Raw genomic sequence first — 18,726 nt, 5'->3', positions numbered from 1 at the left:
ACAGCATCATGGCAGGTGCGTGGTGATCCGGTTTCTGACAGTCGTCATCGTGCTGCTCGGCACTGCCGGCTCGATCTACGCCGTGCAGAACCCTAAGGAGTTCGAGAGCGCCAAACGCACCGCGCTGAACGTCGTCAATCGCTATACCCGCCCCAGCACCCGCGCAGTCGAGATCTCCCGCACCCACAGCGGCGAATTCTCGCTGCGCGCCAAGATCAACGGTGTCGCAACGCCGATGGTGATCGATACCGGCGCAACATCCGTCGTCCTCACCTATGAGGCCGCGAAGGCCGCCGGCCTGCCGCTCGATCTTGCAAGCTATGACATCGATGTGGAAACCGCAGGCGGGCGCGTGCGTGCGGCGCGCGTAACGCTCGAGCGACTTGCGATCGGCAAGCTTGTCGAGTTGTCAGTGCCGGCGCTTGTCGTGCCGCGCGGGCGGCTCAAGACCAACCTGTTGGGCATGAGCTTCCTCAACCGGCTGGAGAGCTGGGAAGTGCGGCCCGATAAACTCCTTCTGCGCGGTTATCCGTAATCAGGCCGCGACGCTTGCAGCGCTGACCGGCGTGACCAGCCGCAGCGCCGCACGCAGTTCATCGATCCCCGCCTCCGGCTTCACACAGGTCTCCGCAAGCGCACGGCGAAACGCGCGCGCACCGGCAACACCGTGAAACGCGCCGACCATATGACGGGTGATCGAATGCAGCCGCGTACCGCGAGCCCGCTCTTTCTCGATATAAGGAAACAGCGTCTCGATCGCCTCATGCATCGAGGCATGCGGCGGCGGCGCGTCGAACAACTCAGGATCAACCGCGAGCAGCCGCCACGGCTCCTGATAGGCAGCGCGCCCCAGCATCACGCCGTCGACATGCTGCAAATGGCCCCGTGCCTCTTCGATCGACGCAATGCCGCCATTGATCGCGATCGTCATATCCGGCATCGCCGCTTTCAGACGATAGACGCGATCGTAATCGAGCGGCGGAACGTTGCGGTTCTCTTTAGGTGACAGACCCTGCAGCCACGCCTTGCGCGCATGCACGATCAAAGCATCAGCACCTGCTGTCACCACGCTGCGTGCAAGATCGTCGAGCGCGCGCTCCGGGTCCTGATCATCAATGCCAATGCGGCATTTCACCGTGACCGGCACACGCACGGCCGCTTTCATGGCAACAACGCATTCGCCAACGAGTTGCGGCTCGGCCATCAGGCAGGCACCGAAGCGGCCATCCTGCACGCGATCCGACGGGCAACCGACATTGAGATTGATTTCGTCGTAGCCGAAGCCCTCGCCAATCTTCGCGCTCTCGGCGAGATCGCGCGGATTCGAGCCTCCCAGTTGCAGCGCCACTGGGTGTTCGCATGCATCGAACCCGAGGAGCCGCTCGCGACTGCCATGGATCACCGCACCGGTCGTCACCATCTCGGTGTAGAGAAGCGCACGACGCGTCAGCGCACGATGGAAAACACGGCAATGCCGGTCAGTCCAATCCATCATCGGGGCGACGGAAAAGATCGGGGTCGAGGGGTGGTTCATGCCCCCTATTTGTCCAATCTCTCGCCCTCGGTAAAGGGCGATTGCGCATCCCCGGCCGGCAAACGCTGCACCACTAACGGATTGCCAGAGCCGGGTATGGCGGGGCGTCCCGCTATTTGGTTCCGAGCCACGTCGGCGCGACCGATGCCTTCGGCGCGGCCACCAGCATCAATTCGACCGGGCCGTTCCCGGTGCGGGCGAAATGCTTGGGATCGGTATCGCGCAAAACGATCACGCCACCCGGAGCAACCGTCTTCAGGCCCGCTTCATCGAACTTGTCGCCAAGGCCGATCTTGAAGTCGCCCGACAAGACCACAACGATTGCCACCTTCCCGGCAGGGTGCGCATGCGGAGCGATATCGCTGTTCGCCGGCAACGACACACGGGCCGACGTGGTATCCCCACCCGGCTGCAGGAACGGCCGCACAATTAACTTGTCCGGCGTGGTCTTGCCGGGCAAGGCGTTGATCGCCGCCGCATCGAACGTGATCAGATTTTCCGCGTCGGCAACACCCGGCATCGCAAGCAGCGCAGCGAATCCGAATGACGCTGCCAACACCTTGATCATCTTTTGCATGTTCTCTTTCCCTTGCATGACAGGCGCTTCGTCGCCGCCAATAAAAAAGTATTTCAGATGCATCTTATCTGAGCATCGGAGCCGGACAAGGCATGGAAGCCGTCAGCAGCGTTGCAACTGACATTCGATTTAATTGACCTGTCTCAAAGCGTTAGGACACCAGCGCTGCATGCAGCACGATTAGAAATCCTCGAAGCTATTGCCTTTTGAGGAAGCGTCGTCCCTGTGGCATCCTTGCGGGTGAGGTCACGGGGTTAACTTGCATGGTGGCAGCATCCGATGCGTCGCGTCTATCTTGTTCTGGGTCTCATATGCGTCGCGCTGGGTTTCATCGGCGTGTTTCTGCCTGTGCTCCCGACGACACCGTTCCTCATCCTCGCGGCCGCCTGCTTTGCCCGTTCGTCCCCGCGGCTTGAAAACTGGCTGCTCTCGCATCCTCGCTTCGGGCCGATGCTGCGCGACTGGCGCGAGCGAGGCGCAATTCCCCGCAAGGCAAAACTGATGGCGCTCGCCGGCACGAGCATCGGCTTTCTCGCGTTCTGGGCGGGAAGCAATCCCGGCCCGCTGCTGATGGCCGGCGTTGCCATCCTGATGCTGTCGGGTCTCGCTTACGTGTTCAGCCGGCCCTCGGCCTGATTGAGCGCGAACAAGCGTCGCGGCGTAGAAACAAGTCACGCCACGATCACGCGTGCGGTCTCCTTCCTGCTCTGCAGCACCGCTCCCATAATCGATACGTGCCGCCACACCTCACAATCGGCTCTCTTGACTCAATTAGGAGTCCTAACTATCCTGGAGCATCGGCATGGGCGAGCATCCACCATTCGATTTCGAGACTGCGAGCCAGCCGGTTGCCGCGCGCGTCGGCGCGGGGCTTGCCAAGATCGGCATCGCCCTCAAAAGCCGCGCCTGGCGCGACGCGGGACCCGAACGCCTCACCCCGACCCAAGGTCAGGCGATCGTCATCCTCAAGAATGCGCAGCGCGGCCTGCGTCTCGACGAGATCGCCGTGGCGCTTGGCGTCACCGCGCCGACCGCGAGCGATGCCGTCAAAGCCCTGGTGCAGAAAAAACTCGTCACGCGGCGGAACGCCAAGGACGATCGCCGGGCCGTATCCGTGACGTTGACGGCGCGGGGTGAAGAACTCGCCGGCCGCGTCGCCGGCTGGCCGGATTTCCTGCTGCGCGCGCTCGATACGCTCGACGAAGCCGAGCAGACCGCCTTCCTCCGCTCGCTGGTGAAGATCATCCGCGGGCTGCAGGACGCCGGCGACATCCCCGTCCAGCGCATGTGCATCGGCTGCCGCTTCTTCCGCCCTCATCTGCACGACGATCCGGTGCAGCCGCACCATTGTGCGTTTGTGGATGCGCCGTTCGGCGATCGGCATCTGCGCCTCGATTGCAACGAGTATGAATCAGCCGCGCCGGATGAGGCCCGCTCGAACTGGCGTTCATGGAGCGGCAACGCACCGGCATCCGGCCTCGAAGGAGCGATATGAGTTTTTTGTGAGCTTCCCCCGGAAGATCAGACCACAAGTTGATCTTCCGGTTGAAGAAGTGCGGCCGCCGACTGGCATCGGCGACCGCGTATGAAAACCACCCCTACCGCAAAGCAAGGAGAGTCTTCATGACCCGAGTTAATCTCGTCGATCCCGCGTCCGCAAGTGGAGCTGCCGCCCCTCTGCTCAAGGACATCACCGGCGCATTCGGCGTCACACCCAACATGTTCCGCGCCGTCGCGAACTCCCCCGCCGCTCTCAAGAGCATGTGGAGCTCATTCGGAGCGCTCGGCGGCGGCAAGCTCGGGGCAAAGCTCGGCGAGCAGATCGCCGTGGCGATCGCCAACCGCAATGCCTGCCAGTACTGTCTGTCGGCACACACCGTGCTGGGCCAAAAGGCCGGCGCGACCGCCGCACAGATGGCGGAGGCGCAAACCGGACGTTCGTCCGATCCCAGGACCGCGGCAGCGCTCGCGTTCGCTCTCAAGGTGGTCGAACACCGCGCCCAGGTAAACGATGCCGACGTTCAGGCGCTGCGCGCGGCGGGCTTCAACGACGAGGAGATCGTCGAGATCATCGCTCACGTCGCGCTCAATCTGTTCACTAACTACGTCAACGTCGCCTTCGACGTGCCGCTGGATTTCCCGGCAGTAGCGTTGCGCAAGGTTGCCTGATCGCCTTCGCCCAAAACAAAACTGCCGCCATGAAAATGGCGGCAGTTGCATTTGATGACGAGGCTACTGATGCCCTCGTCATGTACCGGCATAAAAGCTGTCGGCAATATTGCATCGCAGCACGATGGAGACAAAAAAATGCCGGGGCTAAGCCCCGGCAAGGTCATCCTCGGGGGAGAGGTAATTACTCTGCGGCGAGCGGAACTTCGCCGAGAGCGCCGGACGAACGGATGTCCGACACCTGGCTCTCGGAGAACTTCAACACGTCGCGAAGGATTTCGTCGGTGTGCTCACCGAGCAGCGGCGAGCGGCGAACGTCCGCCGGGCTGTCGGACAGCTTGATCGGGTTGCCGACCGAGATGTACTTGCCGCGGGTCGGATGATCGACCTCGACCAGCGTGCCGGTCGCGTACAGCGACTTGTCCTCGGCGATTTCCTTCATCGACAGGATCGGGCCGCACGGAATGTCGAACGGGTTGCAGATGTTCATGACTTCGAACTTGGTCTTGGTCATGGTCCACTGCTCGATGCGGCCGAAGATCTCGTTCAGACGCGGCAGACGGGCACCCGGCTTGGCGTAGTTCGGGTCGGTCTTCCAGGTCGGCTCACCGATGACGTCGCAGATCTTCTCCCACACAGCCGCCTGCGTGATGAAATAGATGTAAGCGTTCGGGTCGGTCTCCCAGCCCTTGCACTTCAGGATACGGCCCGGCTGGCCGCCACCCGAGTCGTTGCCGGCGCGCGGGGTGGCATCGCCGAACGGAATGCCTTCGCCGAACTGGCTGTATTCCTTGAGCGGGCCGTGAGCGAGACGCTGCTGGTCGCGCATCTTGACGCGGCAGAGGTTGAGCACGCTGTCCTGCATCGCGACGGTGACGCGCTGGCCCTTGCCCGAGTGGGTGCGGTGGAAAAGAGCGGTGACGATACCGAGAGCGAGGTGGAGGCCGGTGCCGCTGTCGCCAATCTGGGCGCCAGTCACGAGCGGCAGACCATCACGGAAGCCCGTGGTCGAAGCCGAACCGCCGGTGCACTGCGCGACGTTCTCGTAGACCTTGCAGTCTTCGAACGGGCCCGGACCGAAGCCCTTGATCGAGGCAACGATCAGCTTCGGGTTGATCTTCTGAATGTTCTCCCAGGAGAAGCCCATGCGGTCGAGCACGCCGGGGGCGAAGTTTTCGACCATCACATCGCAGCTCTTGATGAGCGCTGTCAGAACTTCCTTGCCCTTGGGGTTCTTCGCATCGAGGGTGATCGAGCGCTTGTTGTGGTTCAGCATCGTGAAGTAGAGGCTGTCCGCGTTCGGAACGTCCTGCAGCTGTCCACGGGTGATGTCGCCGGTGCCGGGACGCTCAACCTTGATCACATCCGCGCCGAACCACGCGAGCAATTGAGTACACGTCGGACCCGATTGCACGTGCGTGAAATCAAGAATCCGAACACCGTTGAGCGCCTTTGCCATAACTTTCCTCCAGTTGTTTCTTATCGGCCGCTGAACCCGACGCCGTCTTTCGGACGGCGCCGGAGTTGATCTCTTACTTCTTCCTCACGACAACGCTCTGCGGGTTGAGGCTGCCAATGTTGCCGCTCTCGGTGCCCGCCGCGGGGTCAATGACCGCGTTGATGAGGGTCGGCTTGCCGGAGTCCATCGCAGCGCTGACAGCGCGCTTGAGCTCGTCCGGGGTCGTGACATGCACGCCCACACCGCCGAAGGCTTCCATCATCTTGTCGTACCGGGCATCCTTGACGAACACCATCGGCGCAACATCCGGACCGCCCGTCGGGTTGACGTCAGTGCCGCGATAGATGCCGTTGTTGTTGAAGATAACGATGCAGACCGGCAGGTTGTAGCGGCAGATCGTCTCCACCTCCATGCCGGAGAAACCGAAGGCGCTGTCGCCTTCGATCGCGAGCACCGGCTTGCCGGTTTCGACCGCAGCCGCCACCGCAAAGCCCATGCCGATGCCCATAACACCCCAGGTGCCGACGTCGAGGCGCTTGCGCGGCTGATACATGTCGATGATGCCGCGGGCGAGGTCGAGCGTGTTGGCACCCTCGTTGACCAGGATCGCGTCCGGACGCTCCTTGATGACCGCACGCAGCGCACCGAGCGCGCTGTGATAGTTCATCGGCGAAGCGTTGTTCATCAGCTTCGGAGCCATCTTGGCGATGTTGGCTTCCTTCTTGGCGTTGACGGCGCCGGTCCAGTCGGAAGGTGCCTTCGGCCACTTGCTGTCGATGCCCTCGAGCAGCGCGGAAATGCACGAGCCGATATCGCCGACGAGCGGAGCAACGATCTCGACGTTGCTGTCCATCTCGCGCGGCTCGATGTCGATCTGAATGAACTTCTTCGAATAGGGCTCGCCCCAGGCCTTGCCCTTGCCGTGCGAGAGCAGCCAGTTGAGGCGTGCACCGACCAGCAGCACAACGTCCGACTCCTTCAGCACGGTGGAGCGTGCCGCGCCGGCCGACTGCGGATGCGTGTCGGGAAGAATGCCCTTGGCCATGCTCATGGGCAGGAACGGAATGCCGGTCTTTTCGACGAACTCGCGGATCACCTCGTCAGCCTGCGCGTAAGCTGCGCCCTTGCCGAGAACGATGAGCGGGCGCTTCGCACCCTTGAGCACGTCGAGCGCCCGCTTGACGGCAGCCGGACCAGGGATCTGCTCCGGAGCCGGATCGATCACCTTGACGAGCGACTTGGCGCCCTCTTCCGCGCTCATGACCTGCGAGAAGAACTTCGCCGGCAGATCGAGGTAGACGCCACCGGGACGGCCCGAGCAGGCCGCGCGGATCGCGCGGGCAAGACCGATGCCGAGGTCCTGGGCGTGAAGAACGCGGAAAGCCGCCTTGCAGAGCGGCTTTGCAATCGCGAGCTGATCCATTTCCTCGTAGTCGCCCTGCTGCAGGTCGACGATCTCGCGCTCGGACGATCCGGAGATCAGGATCATCGGGAAACAGTTGGTGGTGGCGTTCGCCAGCGCGGTCAGGCCGTTGAGGAAGCCCGGCGCCGAAACGGTCACGCAAACGCCCGGCTTCTTGGTGAGGAAACCAGCGATCGCGGCGGCGTTGCCGGCGTTCTGCTCGTGGCGGAACGAGATGACGCGAAGGCCTTCGCCCTGCGCCATGCGGCAGAGGTCCGAAATCGGAATGCCCGGCACGGCATAAAGCGTGTTGATGTCGTTGAGCTTCAGCGCGTCGATGACGAGATGGAAGCCATCCGTCAATTCCTGCTGTGCCTCAGCGGTGTTAACGTCTTTTGCTACTGCTGCTACTGACATCAGTATTCTCCCAGGATTTCCGCTTGTTGCGGTTTCTATTGAAGTGACTCGCTCGTGCGGATCGAGCTGCCCGTAAGTTGGTGAGCCGTTCGAAACGACACCATGGTTCACAGATGAAATTTACATCCGCTGCAGACCTAAATTGACTGGTGAACGTACAACGCCGCCAAATGTCAAACCGCACAAACCAAACTGCGGACTTTGACCTGACCGGCTTGCCTCGTTGACCGCCACAGGTTGCACCCGACAAATCACATCATGACTATGGCATCGTTGCTGGCTGATCCCATTGGCATACCAAATACCAACTGTCAACACCTCCGCGACGCCGCGCCGCTCTCCCGCTAAGCGCCAAATGTCGCAGACAAGCTGTCGCGGATAAAGTTGTCGCAGACACCAGGTTGTCGCAGCATTTAGGCGTAGACACCGGGATTTGTCTCGAGTGCCGATAATTTTGCGAAGGGCCGTTTTCAATCGTCGCGAGCTTGAAATTTTCTAAATATTATAAAGGCTAAGGAGACAGCACCTCAGTACGCTTTAATTTGCGGACGTAAAAAGACCGAGAATGCCCACCGGTTTTTGCGCCGGCCCCCTCTTGCCTATTGGCATATCATATACCAAAATCCGTTCTACGCACTCCCTGCAAGAGAGTGCGATTGGGAGGATTAAATGACGGTATCGGTAGGAAACGACACCACGCGTGTCAGTGAGGCATATCGCTGGACACAACTCGCCATCGGCGTCGGCTGCATGGTGATGATCGCCAATCTTCAATACGGCTGGACGTTCTTCGTCCCTGACATTCAGAAGCAGTTCGGCTGGGACCGCGCAGCCATCCAGTGGGCCTTCACCCTCTTCGTGCTCTTCGAGACATGGCTCGTGCCGATCGAAGGCTGGATCGTCGACAAGTACGGCCCGCGTCTCGTCATCATGCTGGCCGGCGCCCTCTGCGCCATCGGCTGGGTCATCAACTCTTACGCGACCTCGCTCACCGAATTTTATATCGGACAGGTCATTGCGGGCGTCGGCGCCGGCGGTGTGTATGGCACCTGCGTGGGCAACGCGCTCAAGTGGTTTCCTGACAAGCGCGGCCTGTGCGCCGGCATCACCGCAGCCGGCTTCGGCGCGGGCTCCGCGTTCACCGTCGCGCCGATTCAGGCGATGATCAAGAACGACGGATTCCAGGCGGCTTTCTTCAATTTCGGAATTGGCCAGGGCGTGATCTGCATGATTCTCGCCATCTTTATTCTGGCTCCGAAGCCCGGCCAGACCCCCGCCCCGGTGGTCAACGCCGCGATCCAGCAGACCCGCCGCGACTACGCTCCGACCGAAGCTGCTCGCCATCCGGTGTTCTGGCTGATGTATTTCATGTTCGTCATCGTCGGTGCGGGTGGCCTGCTCGTCACCGCGAATCTCAAGCCGATCGCTGCCGACTGGCACCTCACCGACCTGCCGGTGACGCTGATGGGCCTCACCATGACGACCGTGACCTTCGCCGCGACGATCGACCGCGTGCTGAACGGCCTCACCCGCCCGTTCTTCGGCTGGATCTCCGACCGCATCGGCCGCGAGAACACGATGTTCGTGGCTTTCGGCATCGAGGGCGTCGGCATCCTCGCGCTCTACCTGTGGGGCCAGAGCCCGATCGGCTTCGTGCTCCTGACCGGTACGGTGTTCTTCGCCTGGGGTGAGATCTACAGCCTCTTCCCCGCGGTCTGCACCGATACCTTCGGTTCGAAGTTCGCGACCACCAACGCCGGTATGCTTTATACCGCCAAGGGCTTCGCGGCTCTCTTGGTGCCGTTCGGCAACTACATGCAGGAAGCCTCGGGGAGCTGGGACGGCGTCTTCCTGCTTGCTGCAGGTGCGAACATTCTGGCCGCCCTGCTCGCGGTTTTTGTTCTCAAACCGTGGCGCAAGGTCATTGTGGCGAACAGCCAGCTTCCAAACGCCGCAGGGCAGTTTGCCACCTAACCCTGTTAAAAACAGGCTCGCCGACCCTGTCGGCGGGCCTCATCCCTTTGACAAATCCCATTTCTGGAATACGAAGGCTGATATCCAAAATACCACGACTGATATCCAGAATACCAAGACCCACAAAAAGGTCGAAAATAACAAGCCGCGTCCCAAAAGCGGCGCCGAAGAAATTATAAGCTGATCATCCGCCGCCTAGGGAGGCCGCGCGGGGCAAGATCGGACCTCGGGAAAGCAATCTGAACAGGTGCGCGAGCGCCTCGTTCGGTACACGAGCAACGCCGATACCCCATCGGCAGACGCAATTAACGTTGAAAACATCGGAGTTATCTAATGGCAATCGACAAAGCATCCGTCCGCAAGGTTCTTGACAAGGTCAAGGCCGACGGCCGCAACAGCTTGACCGCGCCGGAAGGCAAACTGGTCTGTGACGCCTACGGCATCGCTGTCCCGGGTGAAGGCCTCGCGAAGTCGGCCGACGAAGCGACCAAGCTCGCTGGCAAGATGGGCTATCCGGTCGTGATGAAGATCGTCTCCCCTGACATTCTTCACAAGACGGAAGCTGGCGGCGTCGTGGTTGGGGTGAAGGACGATGCTGCGGCGAAGGCTGCTTACGACCAGATTCTTGCGAACGCCAAGAAGTACAAGGCCGACGCGAAGATCGAAGGCATCCAGGTTCAGCAGATGCTGGCGGGTGGCACCGAGGTCATCATCGGTTCGATCACCGACGATTCGTTCGGCAAGCTCGTTGCGTTCGGCCTCGGCGGCGTGCTGGTCGAAGTCCTGAAGGACATCACCTTCCGCATGGCACCGGCCACCAAGGAAGACGCGCTCTCGATGCTTGACGGCATCCAGGCCAAGGAAATGCTGCACGGCGTTCGTGGCGGCGATCCGGTGAACCGCGACGCGCTCGCCAACATCATTGTCGGCGTATCGCAGCTCGTGACCGACTTCCCGGAAATCGTCGAACTCGACCTCAACCCGGTGTTCGCCACCAAGAAGGACGCGATTGCCGCCGACGTGCGCATCGTTGTCGACTTCAACTACAAGCCCAAGGAAGCTCCCCGTCCGGACGCGGAAATCGTTAAGGCGATGAACCGCATCATGATGCCGAAGTCCGTTGCGGTGATCGGCGCATCCGCCGAAGACGGCAAGATCGGCAACTCCGTGATGAAGAACCTCATCAACGGCGGCTACAAAGGCCAGATCTATCCGGTACACCCGAAGGCCGCCGACATCCTCGGCCACAAGGCCTACAAGAGCGTCAAGGACATCCCCGGCGATGTCGACGTGGCGGTGTTCGCGATTCCGGCGAAGTTCGTCGCCGGCGCGCTGACCGAATGCGGCGAGAAGAAAATTCCCGGCGCCGTTCTCATTCCGTCGGGCTTCGCCGAAGCCAACGAGCCTGAGCTTCAGGAAGAGATCGTCAAGATCGGCAAGAAGTACGACATCCGCCTGATGGGGCCGAATATTTACGGCTTCTATTACACTCCGGCCAACCTCTGCGCGACCTTCTGCACGGCGTTCGACGTCAAGGGTTCGGCGGCGCTGTCGTCGCAGTCCGGCGGCATCGGCATGGCGATCATCGGCTTCTCGCGCTCGGCCAAGATGGGCGTGTCCGCGATCGTCGGTCTCGGCAACAAGTCGGACATCGACGAGGACGATCTGCTCGCCTTCTTCGAGCAGGACAAGAACACCAACGTCATCGCGATGCATTGCGAAGACCTCAAGGACGGCCGCGCCTTTGCGGAAGCCGCACGTCGCGTCTCCAAGAAGAAGCCGGTCATCGTTCTGAAGGGCGGCCGCACCTCGGCCGGCGCCAAGGCGGCGGCGTCGCACACCGGCGCGCTCGCCGGTAACGACAAGATCTACGAGGACGTCTTCAAGCAGTCCGGCGTGATCCGTGCGCGTTCGCTACGCCAGCTTCTCGAGTTCGCCCGCGGCGTTCCGCTGCTGCCGACTCCGAAGGGCGAGAACGTGCTGATCATCACCGGTGCCGGCGGTTCGGGCGTGCTCCTGTCCGACTCCGTGGTCGACAACGACCTCCACCTGATGACCATGCCGGAAGATCTCGACAAGGCCTTCCGCAAGTTCATCCCGCCGTTCGGCGCTTCGGGCAACCCGGTCGACATCACCGGTGGCGAGCCGCCGATCACCTACGTCAACACCGTGAAGCTCGGTCTCACCGACGACCGCATCCACTCGCTGATCCTCGGCTACTGGCACACGATCGTGACCCCGCCGATGGTCTTCGCGAAGAACATGGTCGAGGTGAAGAACGAGATGAAGGCCAAGGGCTTCGAGAAGCCGATGGTCGCTTCGCTCGCGGGCGACGTCGAGGTCGAGGAAGCCTCCGAGTATCTCTACCAGAACGGCATTCCCGCCTACGCGTACTCGACCGAACTTCCCGTGGAAGTCCTCGGTGCGAAGTACAAGTGGGCGCGCGGCGCCGGTCTCATCAAGTAAAGGGCTCTACGAATGAATATTCACGAGTATCAAGCTAAAGCCGTCCTGCGGGAGTTCGGCGTCTCTGTTTCCAAGGGCGTTCCGATCCTCAAGGCGTCGGACGCGGAAGCAGCCGCCAAGCAGCTCGGCGGTCCGGTGTGGGTGGTGAAGAGCCAGATCCACGCCGGCGGCCGCGGCAAGGGCAAGTTCAAGGAAGCCTCTGCCGGCGACAAGGGTGGCGTTCGTCTCGCCAAGTCGATCGACGAGGTGAAGCAGTTTGTCGATCAGATGCTCGGCAAGACGCTTGTGACCGTGCAGACCGGCCCCGCCGGTAAGCAGGTCAACCGCCTCTATCTCGAGGAAGGTGCGGACATCGACAAGGAGTTCTACCTGTCGGCGCTCGTTGACCGCGAGACCTCCCGTATCGCCTTCGTGGTTTCCACCGAAGGCGGCATGGACATCGAGAAGGTCGCCCACGATACGCCCGAGAAGATCGTCACCTTCTCGGTCGATCCGGCGACCGGCATCATGCCCCATCACGGCCGCAAGGTCGCGCAGGCGCTGAAGCTGAAGGGCGACCAGGCCAAGCAGGCCGAGAAGCTCGTCAACCAGCTCTACACGGCCTTCATTGCGAAGGACATGTCGATGCTCGAGATCAACCCGCTGATCCTGTCCAAGCAGGGTGAGCTGCGTTGCCTCGACGCCAAGATCTCGTTCGATTCGAACGCGATCTATCGTCATCCCGACGTGATGGAGCTTCGCGACGAGACCGAGGAAGACGCGAAGGAAATCGAGGCGTCAAAGTACGACCTCGCCTACATCGCGCTCGACGGCACCATCGGCTGCATGGTCAATGGCGCCGGCCTCGCGATGGCCACGCTCGACATCATCAAGCTGTATGGCGAGAGCCCGGCCAACTTCCTGGACGTCGGTGGCGGCGCTTCCGAGGAGAAGGTCACTGCTGCGTTCAAGATCATCACTGCCGATCCGAACGTGAAGGGCATCCTCGTCAACATCTTCGGCGGCATCATGAAGTGCGACGTGATCGCTGCCGGCGTTGTTGCCGCGGTGAAGGCCGTCGGCCTCAAGGTGCCTCTGGTGGTTCGCCTCGAAGGCACCAACGTCGAGGAAGGCAAGAAGATCATCCGTGAAAGCGGCCTCAACGTTCTGCCAGCCGACGATCTGGACGACGCCGCGCAGAAGATCGTCAAAGCTGTGAAGGGAAAGTAAGCCTATGTCAGTCATGATCGACAAGAACACGAAGGTCATTTGCCAGGGCTTCACCGGCAAGAACGGCACCTTCCACTCCGAAGCGGCGATCGCTTACGGCACCAAGATGGTCGGCGGTACCTCGCCGGGCAAAGGCGGCCAGACCCATCTCGGCCTGCCGGTGTTCGACAGCGTCTCCGAAGCCCGCGCCAAGACCGGTGCAGATGCTTCGGTCGTCTACGTCCCGCCGCCGGGCGCAGCAGATGCGATCTGCGAAGCCATCGACGCAGAGATCCCGCTCATCGTCTGCATCACCGAGGGCATTCCGGTGCTCGACATGGTGCGGGTGAAGCGCGCCCTCTCCGGTTCGAAGTCGCGTCTCCTCGGGCCGAACTGCCCGGGCGTCGTGACCGCCGGCGAATGCAAGATCGGCATCATGCCGACCAACATCTTCAAGCCGGGCAACGTCGGCATCGTGTCCCGTTCAGGCACGCTGACTTACGAAGCCGTGTTCCAGACCACCCAGGCCGGCTTCGGCCAGACCACGGCGGTCGGCATCGGCGGCGATCCGGTCAAGGGCACCGAGTTCATCGATGTTCTTGAGATGTTCCTTGCGGACGACAAGACGGAATCGATCATCATGATCGGCGAAATCGGCGGCTCGGCCGAAGAAGACGCCGCTCAGTTCCTCAAGGACGAGGCCAAGCGCGGCCGCAAGAAGCCGGTCGCCGGCTTCATCGCGGGCCGTACCGCCCCTCCCGGCCGTCGTATGGGCCATGCCGGCGCCATCGTGGCGGGCGGCAAGGGCGACGCGGAATCGAAGATTGCGGCCATGGAAGCGGCCGGAATCGCGGTTTCGGCCTCTCCGGCACGCCTGGGCAGCACCCTGGCCGACCTGCTTAAGGGAAATAAGCCAGCAAAACGCACGGCTTAAAATCCCCAGGACGGGATAAAAAATCCAAAAAGTGACCAAGGCCCCGTCAGGGGCCTTGGTTTTATGTGGCAAGACCCACTACAATAGGAATCGTACCCTAAACCATAAGAATGCCAGTCACTGGCATATGGCGGGCCTTATGCCAGATCAGAATCTCGGGATGGAACGTGTGAAACCTCTTGCCCACCGGGCACCTTTGTCGAAGCCGGCCCCTGAACTCGTCGTCGGCCGCTTCGCGCCTGAACAAACCTTCAAGACGCGCGCCTACGAGGCCCTCAAGCAGGCGATCCTCGACATGGACATCTACGCATCGTCGGAGCCTGCATGGATCGACGAGCGTCAGCTGTCCGAACAGCTCGGTGTCAGCCGTACTCCGGTACGGGAAGCCATCGTGATGCTCGAGCACGAAGGCCTCGTCAAATCAGTCCCGCGCAAAGGCGTGATGGTGCTGAAGAAGACGAAGCGCGAAGTCATCGACATGATTCAGGCCTGGGCGGCGCTGGAAAGCATGGCCGCACGGCTTGCGACACTGCACGCGAGCGATGAATCGATCGCCGGCCTGCGTCGCCTCTTCCGCGGATTCGACGACGCTCACAAGCCCGCCGATCACCTCAGCGAATACTCCTCGGCCAACATCCTGTTTCACCAGACCATCGTGAAGCTCTCGGGCTCGCAGGTTCTGGTCGATATGACCGAGCAGGTGCTGCTGCACGTGCGCGGGTTGCGTCAGATTACGATCGGCCGTGACGATCGCGCCTCGCGCTCGATCATCGATCACCTCGCGATCATCGATGCGATCGAGAAGCGCGACACCGAGCGTGCGGTGCGTCTCTCGCGCGACCACACGCTCGGCCTCGCCGACTACGTGGCCGCGCACAGCGACGGCATCTTCGAGTAAGGCTCGAGTCGGCCCGCACCGCCCTGCCCGCTCTACCGGGGATTGAAAATTTCACAGACCGGCCATGTGCCGTGCGAAATCCCCGCCCAATAAAAAAAGCCGCCTGGTGCTCCCAGGCGGCTTTTTCGTACCAATTTTTAGTGTGGCCGTATTGTGTTCTCCGGCCGAGACGCGGCTGGAGCGGTTTCGCTTAGCCAGGTTCAGGAATCCAAGCCGAACGATATTTGAGTCCCACCTCTCCCCACCGGGGAGAGGTGAAGAAAGAGCCTGCGTTTTAGTTCGCGTACACGTTGTGCAGCGTGCCGATGCCCTCGATCGTCACGTCCATGGTGTTGGTCGGCTCCTTCATCGAGCCGACGCCGATCGAGGTGCCGCAGCAGATCAGGTCGCCCGGATTGAGCGTCATGTCGTGAGAGATCAGGCTGACGAGCTTGTGCGGCGGGAAGATCATGTCGGAGAGCTTGTAGTTCTGCCGCTCGGCGCCGTTGAGGACGAGGCGCACCGATTCCTTGGTCGGGTCGATGCCGGTGGCAACCACCGGGCCGAACGGGCCGAACCCGTCGAAGCTCTTGGCGCGCACCCACTGGGCGAAGCTTTCATCCTTGGAGATGATCTCGGCCGCGGTGATGTCGTTGACGCAGGTGTAGCCGAAGATCGCCTTGGCGGCTTCTTCCTCGGAGGCGTTGGTGCAGGTCTTGCCGATGATGATGCCGAGTTCGCCTTCGTAGACGACCTTGCCGGCATAGGACTTCGGCCGCTTGATGGTCGCGCCCGGCGAGGTGATGCTGGAGTTCGCCTTCATCAGATACAGCGGCTCCGGCGGGATCGCCGCCTTGAGCTTGGTCGCGAGCTCGCGGAAGTTATTCCACAGCGCGATCACCTTGGTCGGCTCGGACGGCGGCAGCACTTCGACGCTCGACAGCGCGAGCGTCTGGCCGGTCGCCTTGGGCGAAGCGAACATATCGCCGGTGTGCTCGGCGATGGTGTCGCCATTCAACGTGCCGAAGCCAACCTTGCCGTTCGCACGATATCGAATCCACAGTGTCATCAGATTCCCCACTCTCACATGGCGCAGCCGCGACCGTCAGACGGTCACGACCCGCAGATTGTTGGTCGATCCAGACTTGCCGAAGGGCACGCCCGCAACCACGACGATACAATCGCCATCGCTCGCAAGGCCGCTGCTCTTGGCGTTCTGAACCGCATGGCTCACCATCTCGTCATACGACGAAATCTCGTCGGAGCGAATGCTGGTCGAGCCCCACAGCCAGGCAAGCTGGCGCGCGGTGGATTCGTTCGGCGTCACGCTCAGGATCGGTGTCGGCGGGCGCTGCCGCGCGATGCGGTAGGCCGTGGTGCCGCTCGAGGTGAAGGCGACGATGCAGGCCGCGCCGATCGACTTCGCAACCTCGGCCGCGGCGGCGGAAATCGCATGCTGTGGCAACGGCTCCACCTCGGGGTGCAGCGCCTCGATGATGTTGCGATAGGCCTTGTGCTGCTCGGTGCGGCGGATGATGCGATCCATCGTCTCGACCGCCTGCACCGGAAACTGGCCGGAGGCCGATTCCGCAGACAGCATCACCGCGTCAGAGCCGTCATAGATCGCAGTCGCGACGTCGGAGGATTCCGCGCGCGTCGGCGTCGGCGTGTGGATCATCGACTCCAGCATCTGCGTCGCGATGATCACCGGCTTGCCGGCGAGGCGGCACAGCCGCACCAGATCCTTCTGCGCACCCGGCACGTCTTCCGGCGGAATTTCAACGCCGAGATCGCCGCGCGCCACCATGATGGAATCCGACAGCGCCACGATGTCCTCGATCACCGACATCGCTGCCGGCTTCTCGATCTTCGACATCACGCCGGCGCGGCCGCCGACGAGCGTGTGCGCCTCGATCAGATCGGATGCGCGCTGCACGAACGAGAACGCGACCCAGTCGACGCCGAGCTCGAGACCGAAAGCGAGATCGACACGATCCTTGTCGGTAATCGGCGACAGCGCGAGCACGGTGTCCGGCAGGTTGACGCCCTTGCGGTCGCTGACGATGCCGCCCGAGATCACCTTCGCATCGATATAGCCCGTGCCGACATCGGTAGCGGACAACCGCACCTTGCCGTCGTCGATCAGAAGCTGGTTGCCCGGCACCACCGCATCGAACACTTCCTTGTGCGGCAGCGGCAGGTCGTTACCCTTGGCAGTGGCACTGCAGACGAAACGCACGGTGCTGCCGTTGGTCAGCTCGCGCTTGCCACCTTCCAGCGGCCCGAGGCGGATTTTCGGGCCCTGCAGGTCCTGCAGGATCGCGATCGGCGTGCCGACCTCGCGCTCGACTGCACGGATGGCTTCATAGCGGGCGCGATGATCCTCATGCGTCCCGTGGCTGAAATTGAGCCGGAACATATCCACGCCCGCGTCGTAGAGCTTCCGGATCATCTCTGGCGAGGAGCTCGCCGGACCCAGCGTCGCTACGATCTTCGCCCGCCGATTGCGGCTCATAGTGAAATCCTTCCATCAACAATCTGAATAATCATCGTTTCAAATAATCTGATTCAGATTGCAAATAAATATCCCCGACGCGACGCCCGCGAGACGGACCCCACGCTCGGAGTGAAGTACGCCGGCTTCAAGAGCCGGCGCACGAAACATATCGATCAGGCCGTGACGGCTTCCGGGGTTCTGACCTCCTCGGGGAAGGTCGGATAGACGCCGTGGGAGCGGCCCATCTGCTGCACCAGCGCAAGCACCGTGTCGATATACGGCGTTTTGACGTTGGCGAGATGGCCCATCTCTTGCACTGCGGTAAGCAGTGCATCGATCTCGAGCGGACGGCCCTTGTCGAGGTCCTGAAGCATCGAGGTGCGATGGGCGCCGACGCCGGCGGCACCGTTGATGCGGCGCTCCACATCGACGCGGAAATGCGCGCCGAAATGCTGGCCGATCTGCTGGGCCTCGAGCATCATGTTCTTCGCCACCGTGCGCGTGCCGGGATCGGTCGCGACGATGTCGAGCGTGGCATGGGTCAGCGCGGACAGCGGATTGAAGCAGAGGTTGCCCCACAGCTTGATCCAGATGTCGTCGCGAATGTCGTCGTAAAGGCGCGGCCGCAGTCCGCCCGCAGTCAGCGCATCGGCAAACGCGGTGAGGCGCTCGCTCGGCTGACGGTTCGGCTCACCGAGGCCGAACTGGTCGCCATAGATGTGCTTGATGACGCCGGGCTCGGTGATTTCAGTCGCCGGGTACACGGTCGCACCGATCACGCGCTGCGGGCCGATCGTATTCCACTGGCGATTGCCGGGATCGACGCTCTTGAGGCGCAGATCGGCAAACTTCTCGTCGAGGCCGTAGAAGTACCACCACGGAACACCGTTCTGCGCGGTGACGACAGAGGTGTTCGGGCCGAGCAGCGGCTTCAGCTGATCGACGGATTCCCACGCCTGATGCGACTTGAGCGCAATGATGACGTAGTCCTGGTGCCCCAGCTCCCGGGGGTCATTGGTCGCCGGCATCTCAGCCGACAATTCCTTGTCCTTGAACACGACCTTGAGGCCATTGGCCTTGATCGCGGCAAGATGGGGTCCGCGCGCGACGAGAGAAACGTCAACGCCGCCACGTTTCAGCATCACGGCCATGTAGCCGCCGATCGCGCCAGCACCGAAAATACAAATCTTCATGGACCCCTCCAAACTATCTTGCGTGCGGGCATCCGGGGC

16 protein-coding genes are annotated in these 18,726 nt (G+C 61.9%); 9 read left to right on the top strand and 7 right to left on the bottom strand.

Going from position 1 to position 18,726, the window contains the following annotated elements:
- Window positions 1–22: 22 nt before the first annotated feature.
- The gene (locus OCA5_RS07650; protein WP_013913018.1) at window positions 23–535 is read left to right on the top strand and encodes a TIGR02281 family clan AA aspartic protease; all 513 of its coding nucleotides are present in this window, start codon (window positions 23–25) and stop codon (window positions 533–535) included.
- On the opposite strand, the gene dusA is transcribed toward OCA5_RS07650, so the two are convergent.
- Together dusA and OCA5_RS07640 are read right to left on the bottom strand one after the other, a co-directional pair.
- Window positions 536–1,534 (bottom strand): tRNA dihydrouridine(20/20a) synthase DusA, encoded by a 999-nt coding sequence (gene dusA, locus OCA5_RS07645; RefSeq protein WP_012563683.1) that lies wholly within the window; start codon window positions 1,532–1,534, stop codon window positions 536–538.
- 112 nt (window positions 1,535–1,646) lie between these two features.
- A complete protein-coding gene (locus tag OCA5_RS07640) occupies window positions 1,647–2,111 on the bottom strand; it encodes a cupin domain-containing protein (protein ID WP_013913017.1) in 465 nt (154 codons plus the stop codon).
- Window positions 2,112–2,390: 279 nt separating this feature from the next.
- Here OCA5_RS07640 and OCA5_RS07635 point away from each other — a divergent pair, with 279 nt between their 5' ends.
- From OCA5_RS07635 to OCA5_RS07625, 3 genes are all read left to right on the top strand, one after another.
- Window positions 2,391–2,747 carry a YbaN family protein gene (locus tag OCA5_RS07635; RefSeq protein ID WP_012563685.1) on the top strand — a complete coding sequence of 119 codons (357 nt, stop codon included), beginning with the start codon at window positions 2,391–2,393 and terminating at the stop codon, window positions 2,745–2,747.
- A 166-nt stretch (window positions 2,748–2,913) separates the two neighbouring features.
- Window positions 2,914–3,606 (top strand): MarR family winged helix-turn-helix transcriptional regulator, encoded by a 693-nt coding sequence (locus OCA5_RS07630; protein WP_012563686.1) that lies wholly within the window; start codon window positions 2,914–2,916, stop codon window positions 3,604–3,606.
- Between the two features lie 128 nt (window positions 3,607–3,734).
- Window positions 3,735–4,280, top strand: coding sequence for a carboxymuconolactone decarboxylase family protein (locus tag OCA5_RS07625; RefSeq protein ID WP_012563687.1), 546 nt, complete (start codon window positions 3,735–3,737; stop codon window positions 4,278–4,280).
- Window positions 4,281–4,464: 184 nt separating this feature from the next.
- Here OCA5_RS07625 and frc read toward each other — a convergent pair whose 3' ends face one another.
- Window positions 4,465–5,739 carry a formyl-CoA transferase gene (gene frc / locus OCA5_RS07620; RefSeq protein ID WP_012563688.1) on the bottom strand — a complete coding sequence of 425 codons (1,275 nt, stop codon included), beginning with the start codon at window positions 5,737–5,739 and terminating at the stop codon, window positions 4,465–4,467.
- 73 nt (window positions 5,740–5,812) lie between these two features.
- A complete protein-coding gene (gene oxc / locus OCA5_RS07615) occupies window positions 5,813–7,558 on the bottom strand; it encodes an oxalyl-CoA decarboxylase (protein ID WP_012563689.1) in 1,746 nt (581 codons plus the stop codon).
- 669 nt (window positions 7,559–8,227) lie between these two features.
- Between oxc and oxlT the strand changes: the two genes are divergently transcribed.
- From oxlT to OCA5_RS07590, 5 genes are all read left to right on the top strand, one after another.
- On the top strand, window positions 8,228–9,532 hold the full coding sequence (gene oxlT, locus OCA5_RS07610) for an oxalate/formate MFS antiporter (RefSeq protein ID WP_012563690.1): 1,305 nt from the start codon (window positions 8,228–8,230) through the stop codon (window positions 9,530–9,532).
- A gap of 333 nt (window positions 9,533–9,865) precedes the next feature.
- The gene (locus tag OCA5_RS07605) at window positions 9,866–11,998 is read left to right on the top strand and encodes an acetate--CoA ligase family protein (protein WP_012563691.1); all 2,133 of its coding nucleotides are present in this window, start codon (window positions 9,866–9,868) and stop codon (window positions 11,996–11,998) included.
- A 12-nt stretch (window positions 11,999–12,010) separates the two neighbouring features.
- Window positions 12,011–13,207 carry an ADP-forming succinate--CoA ligase subunit beta gene (gene sucC, locus OCA5_RS07600; RefSeq protein ID WP_012563692.1) on the top strand — a complete coding sequence of 399 codons (1,197 nt, stop codon included), beginning with the start codon at window positions 12,011–12,013 and terminating at the stop codon, window positions 13,205–13,207.
- Window positions 13,208–13,211: 4 nt separating this feature from the next.
- Window positions 13,212–14,120, top strand: coding sequence for a succinate--CoA ligase subunit alpha (sucD, locus tag OCA5_RS07595; RefSeq protein ID WP_012563693.1), 909 nt, complete (start codon window positions 13,212–13,214; stop codon window positions 14,118–14,120).
- Between the two features lie 160 nt (window positions 14,121–14,280).
- A complete protein-coding gene (locus tag OCA5_RS07590; protein WP_193372370.1) occupies window positions 14,281–15,018 on the top strand; it encodes a GntR family transcriptional regulator in 738 nt (245 codons plus the stop codon).
- Window positions 15,019–15,292: 274 nt separating this feature from the next.
- Here the strand turns inward: OCA5_RS07590 and OCA5_RS07585 are convergent, their stop codons facing one another.
- The 3 genes from OCA5_RS07585 to OCA5_RS07575 form a co-directional block, all read right to left on the bottom strand.
- Window positions 15,293–16,066 carry a fumarylacetoacetate hydrolase family protein gene (locus OCA5_RS07585; protein WP_012563695.1) on the bottom strand — a complete coding sequence of 258 codons (774 nt, stop codon included), beginning with the start codon at window positions 16,064–16,066 and terminating at the stop codon, window positions 15,293–15,295.
- 36 nt (window positions 16,067–16,102) lie between these two features.
- Window positions 16,103–17,512 carry a pyruvate kinase gene (gene pyk, locus OCA5_RS07580; RefSeq protein WP_012563696.1) on the bottom strand — a complete coding sequence of 470 codons (1,410 nt, stop codon included), beginning with the start codon at window positions 17,510–17,512 and terminating at the stop codon, window positions 16,103–16,105.
- 155 nt (window positions 17,513–17,667) lie between these two features.
- A complete protein-coding gene (locus tag OCA5_RS07575; RefSeq protein ID WP_012563697.1) occupies window positions 17,668–18,687 on the bottom strand; it encodes a 2-dehydropantoate 2-reductase in 1,020 nt (339 codons plus the stop codon).
- Window positions 18,688–18,726 lie beyond the last annotated feature (39 nt).

Origin of the sequence: Afipia carboxidovorans OM5 (genome assembly GCF_000218565.1) — a bacterium.
GTDB lineage: Bacteria > Pseudomonadota > Alphaproteobacteria > Rhizobiales > Xanthobacteraceae > Afipia > Afipia carboxidovorans.
This window is presented reverse-complemented; position numbering and strand designations above follow the sequence as displayed.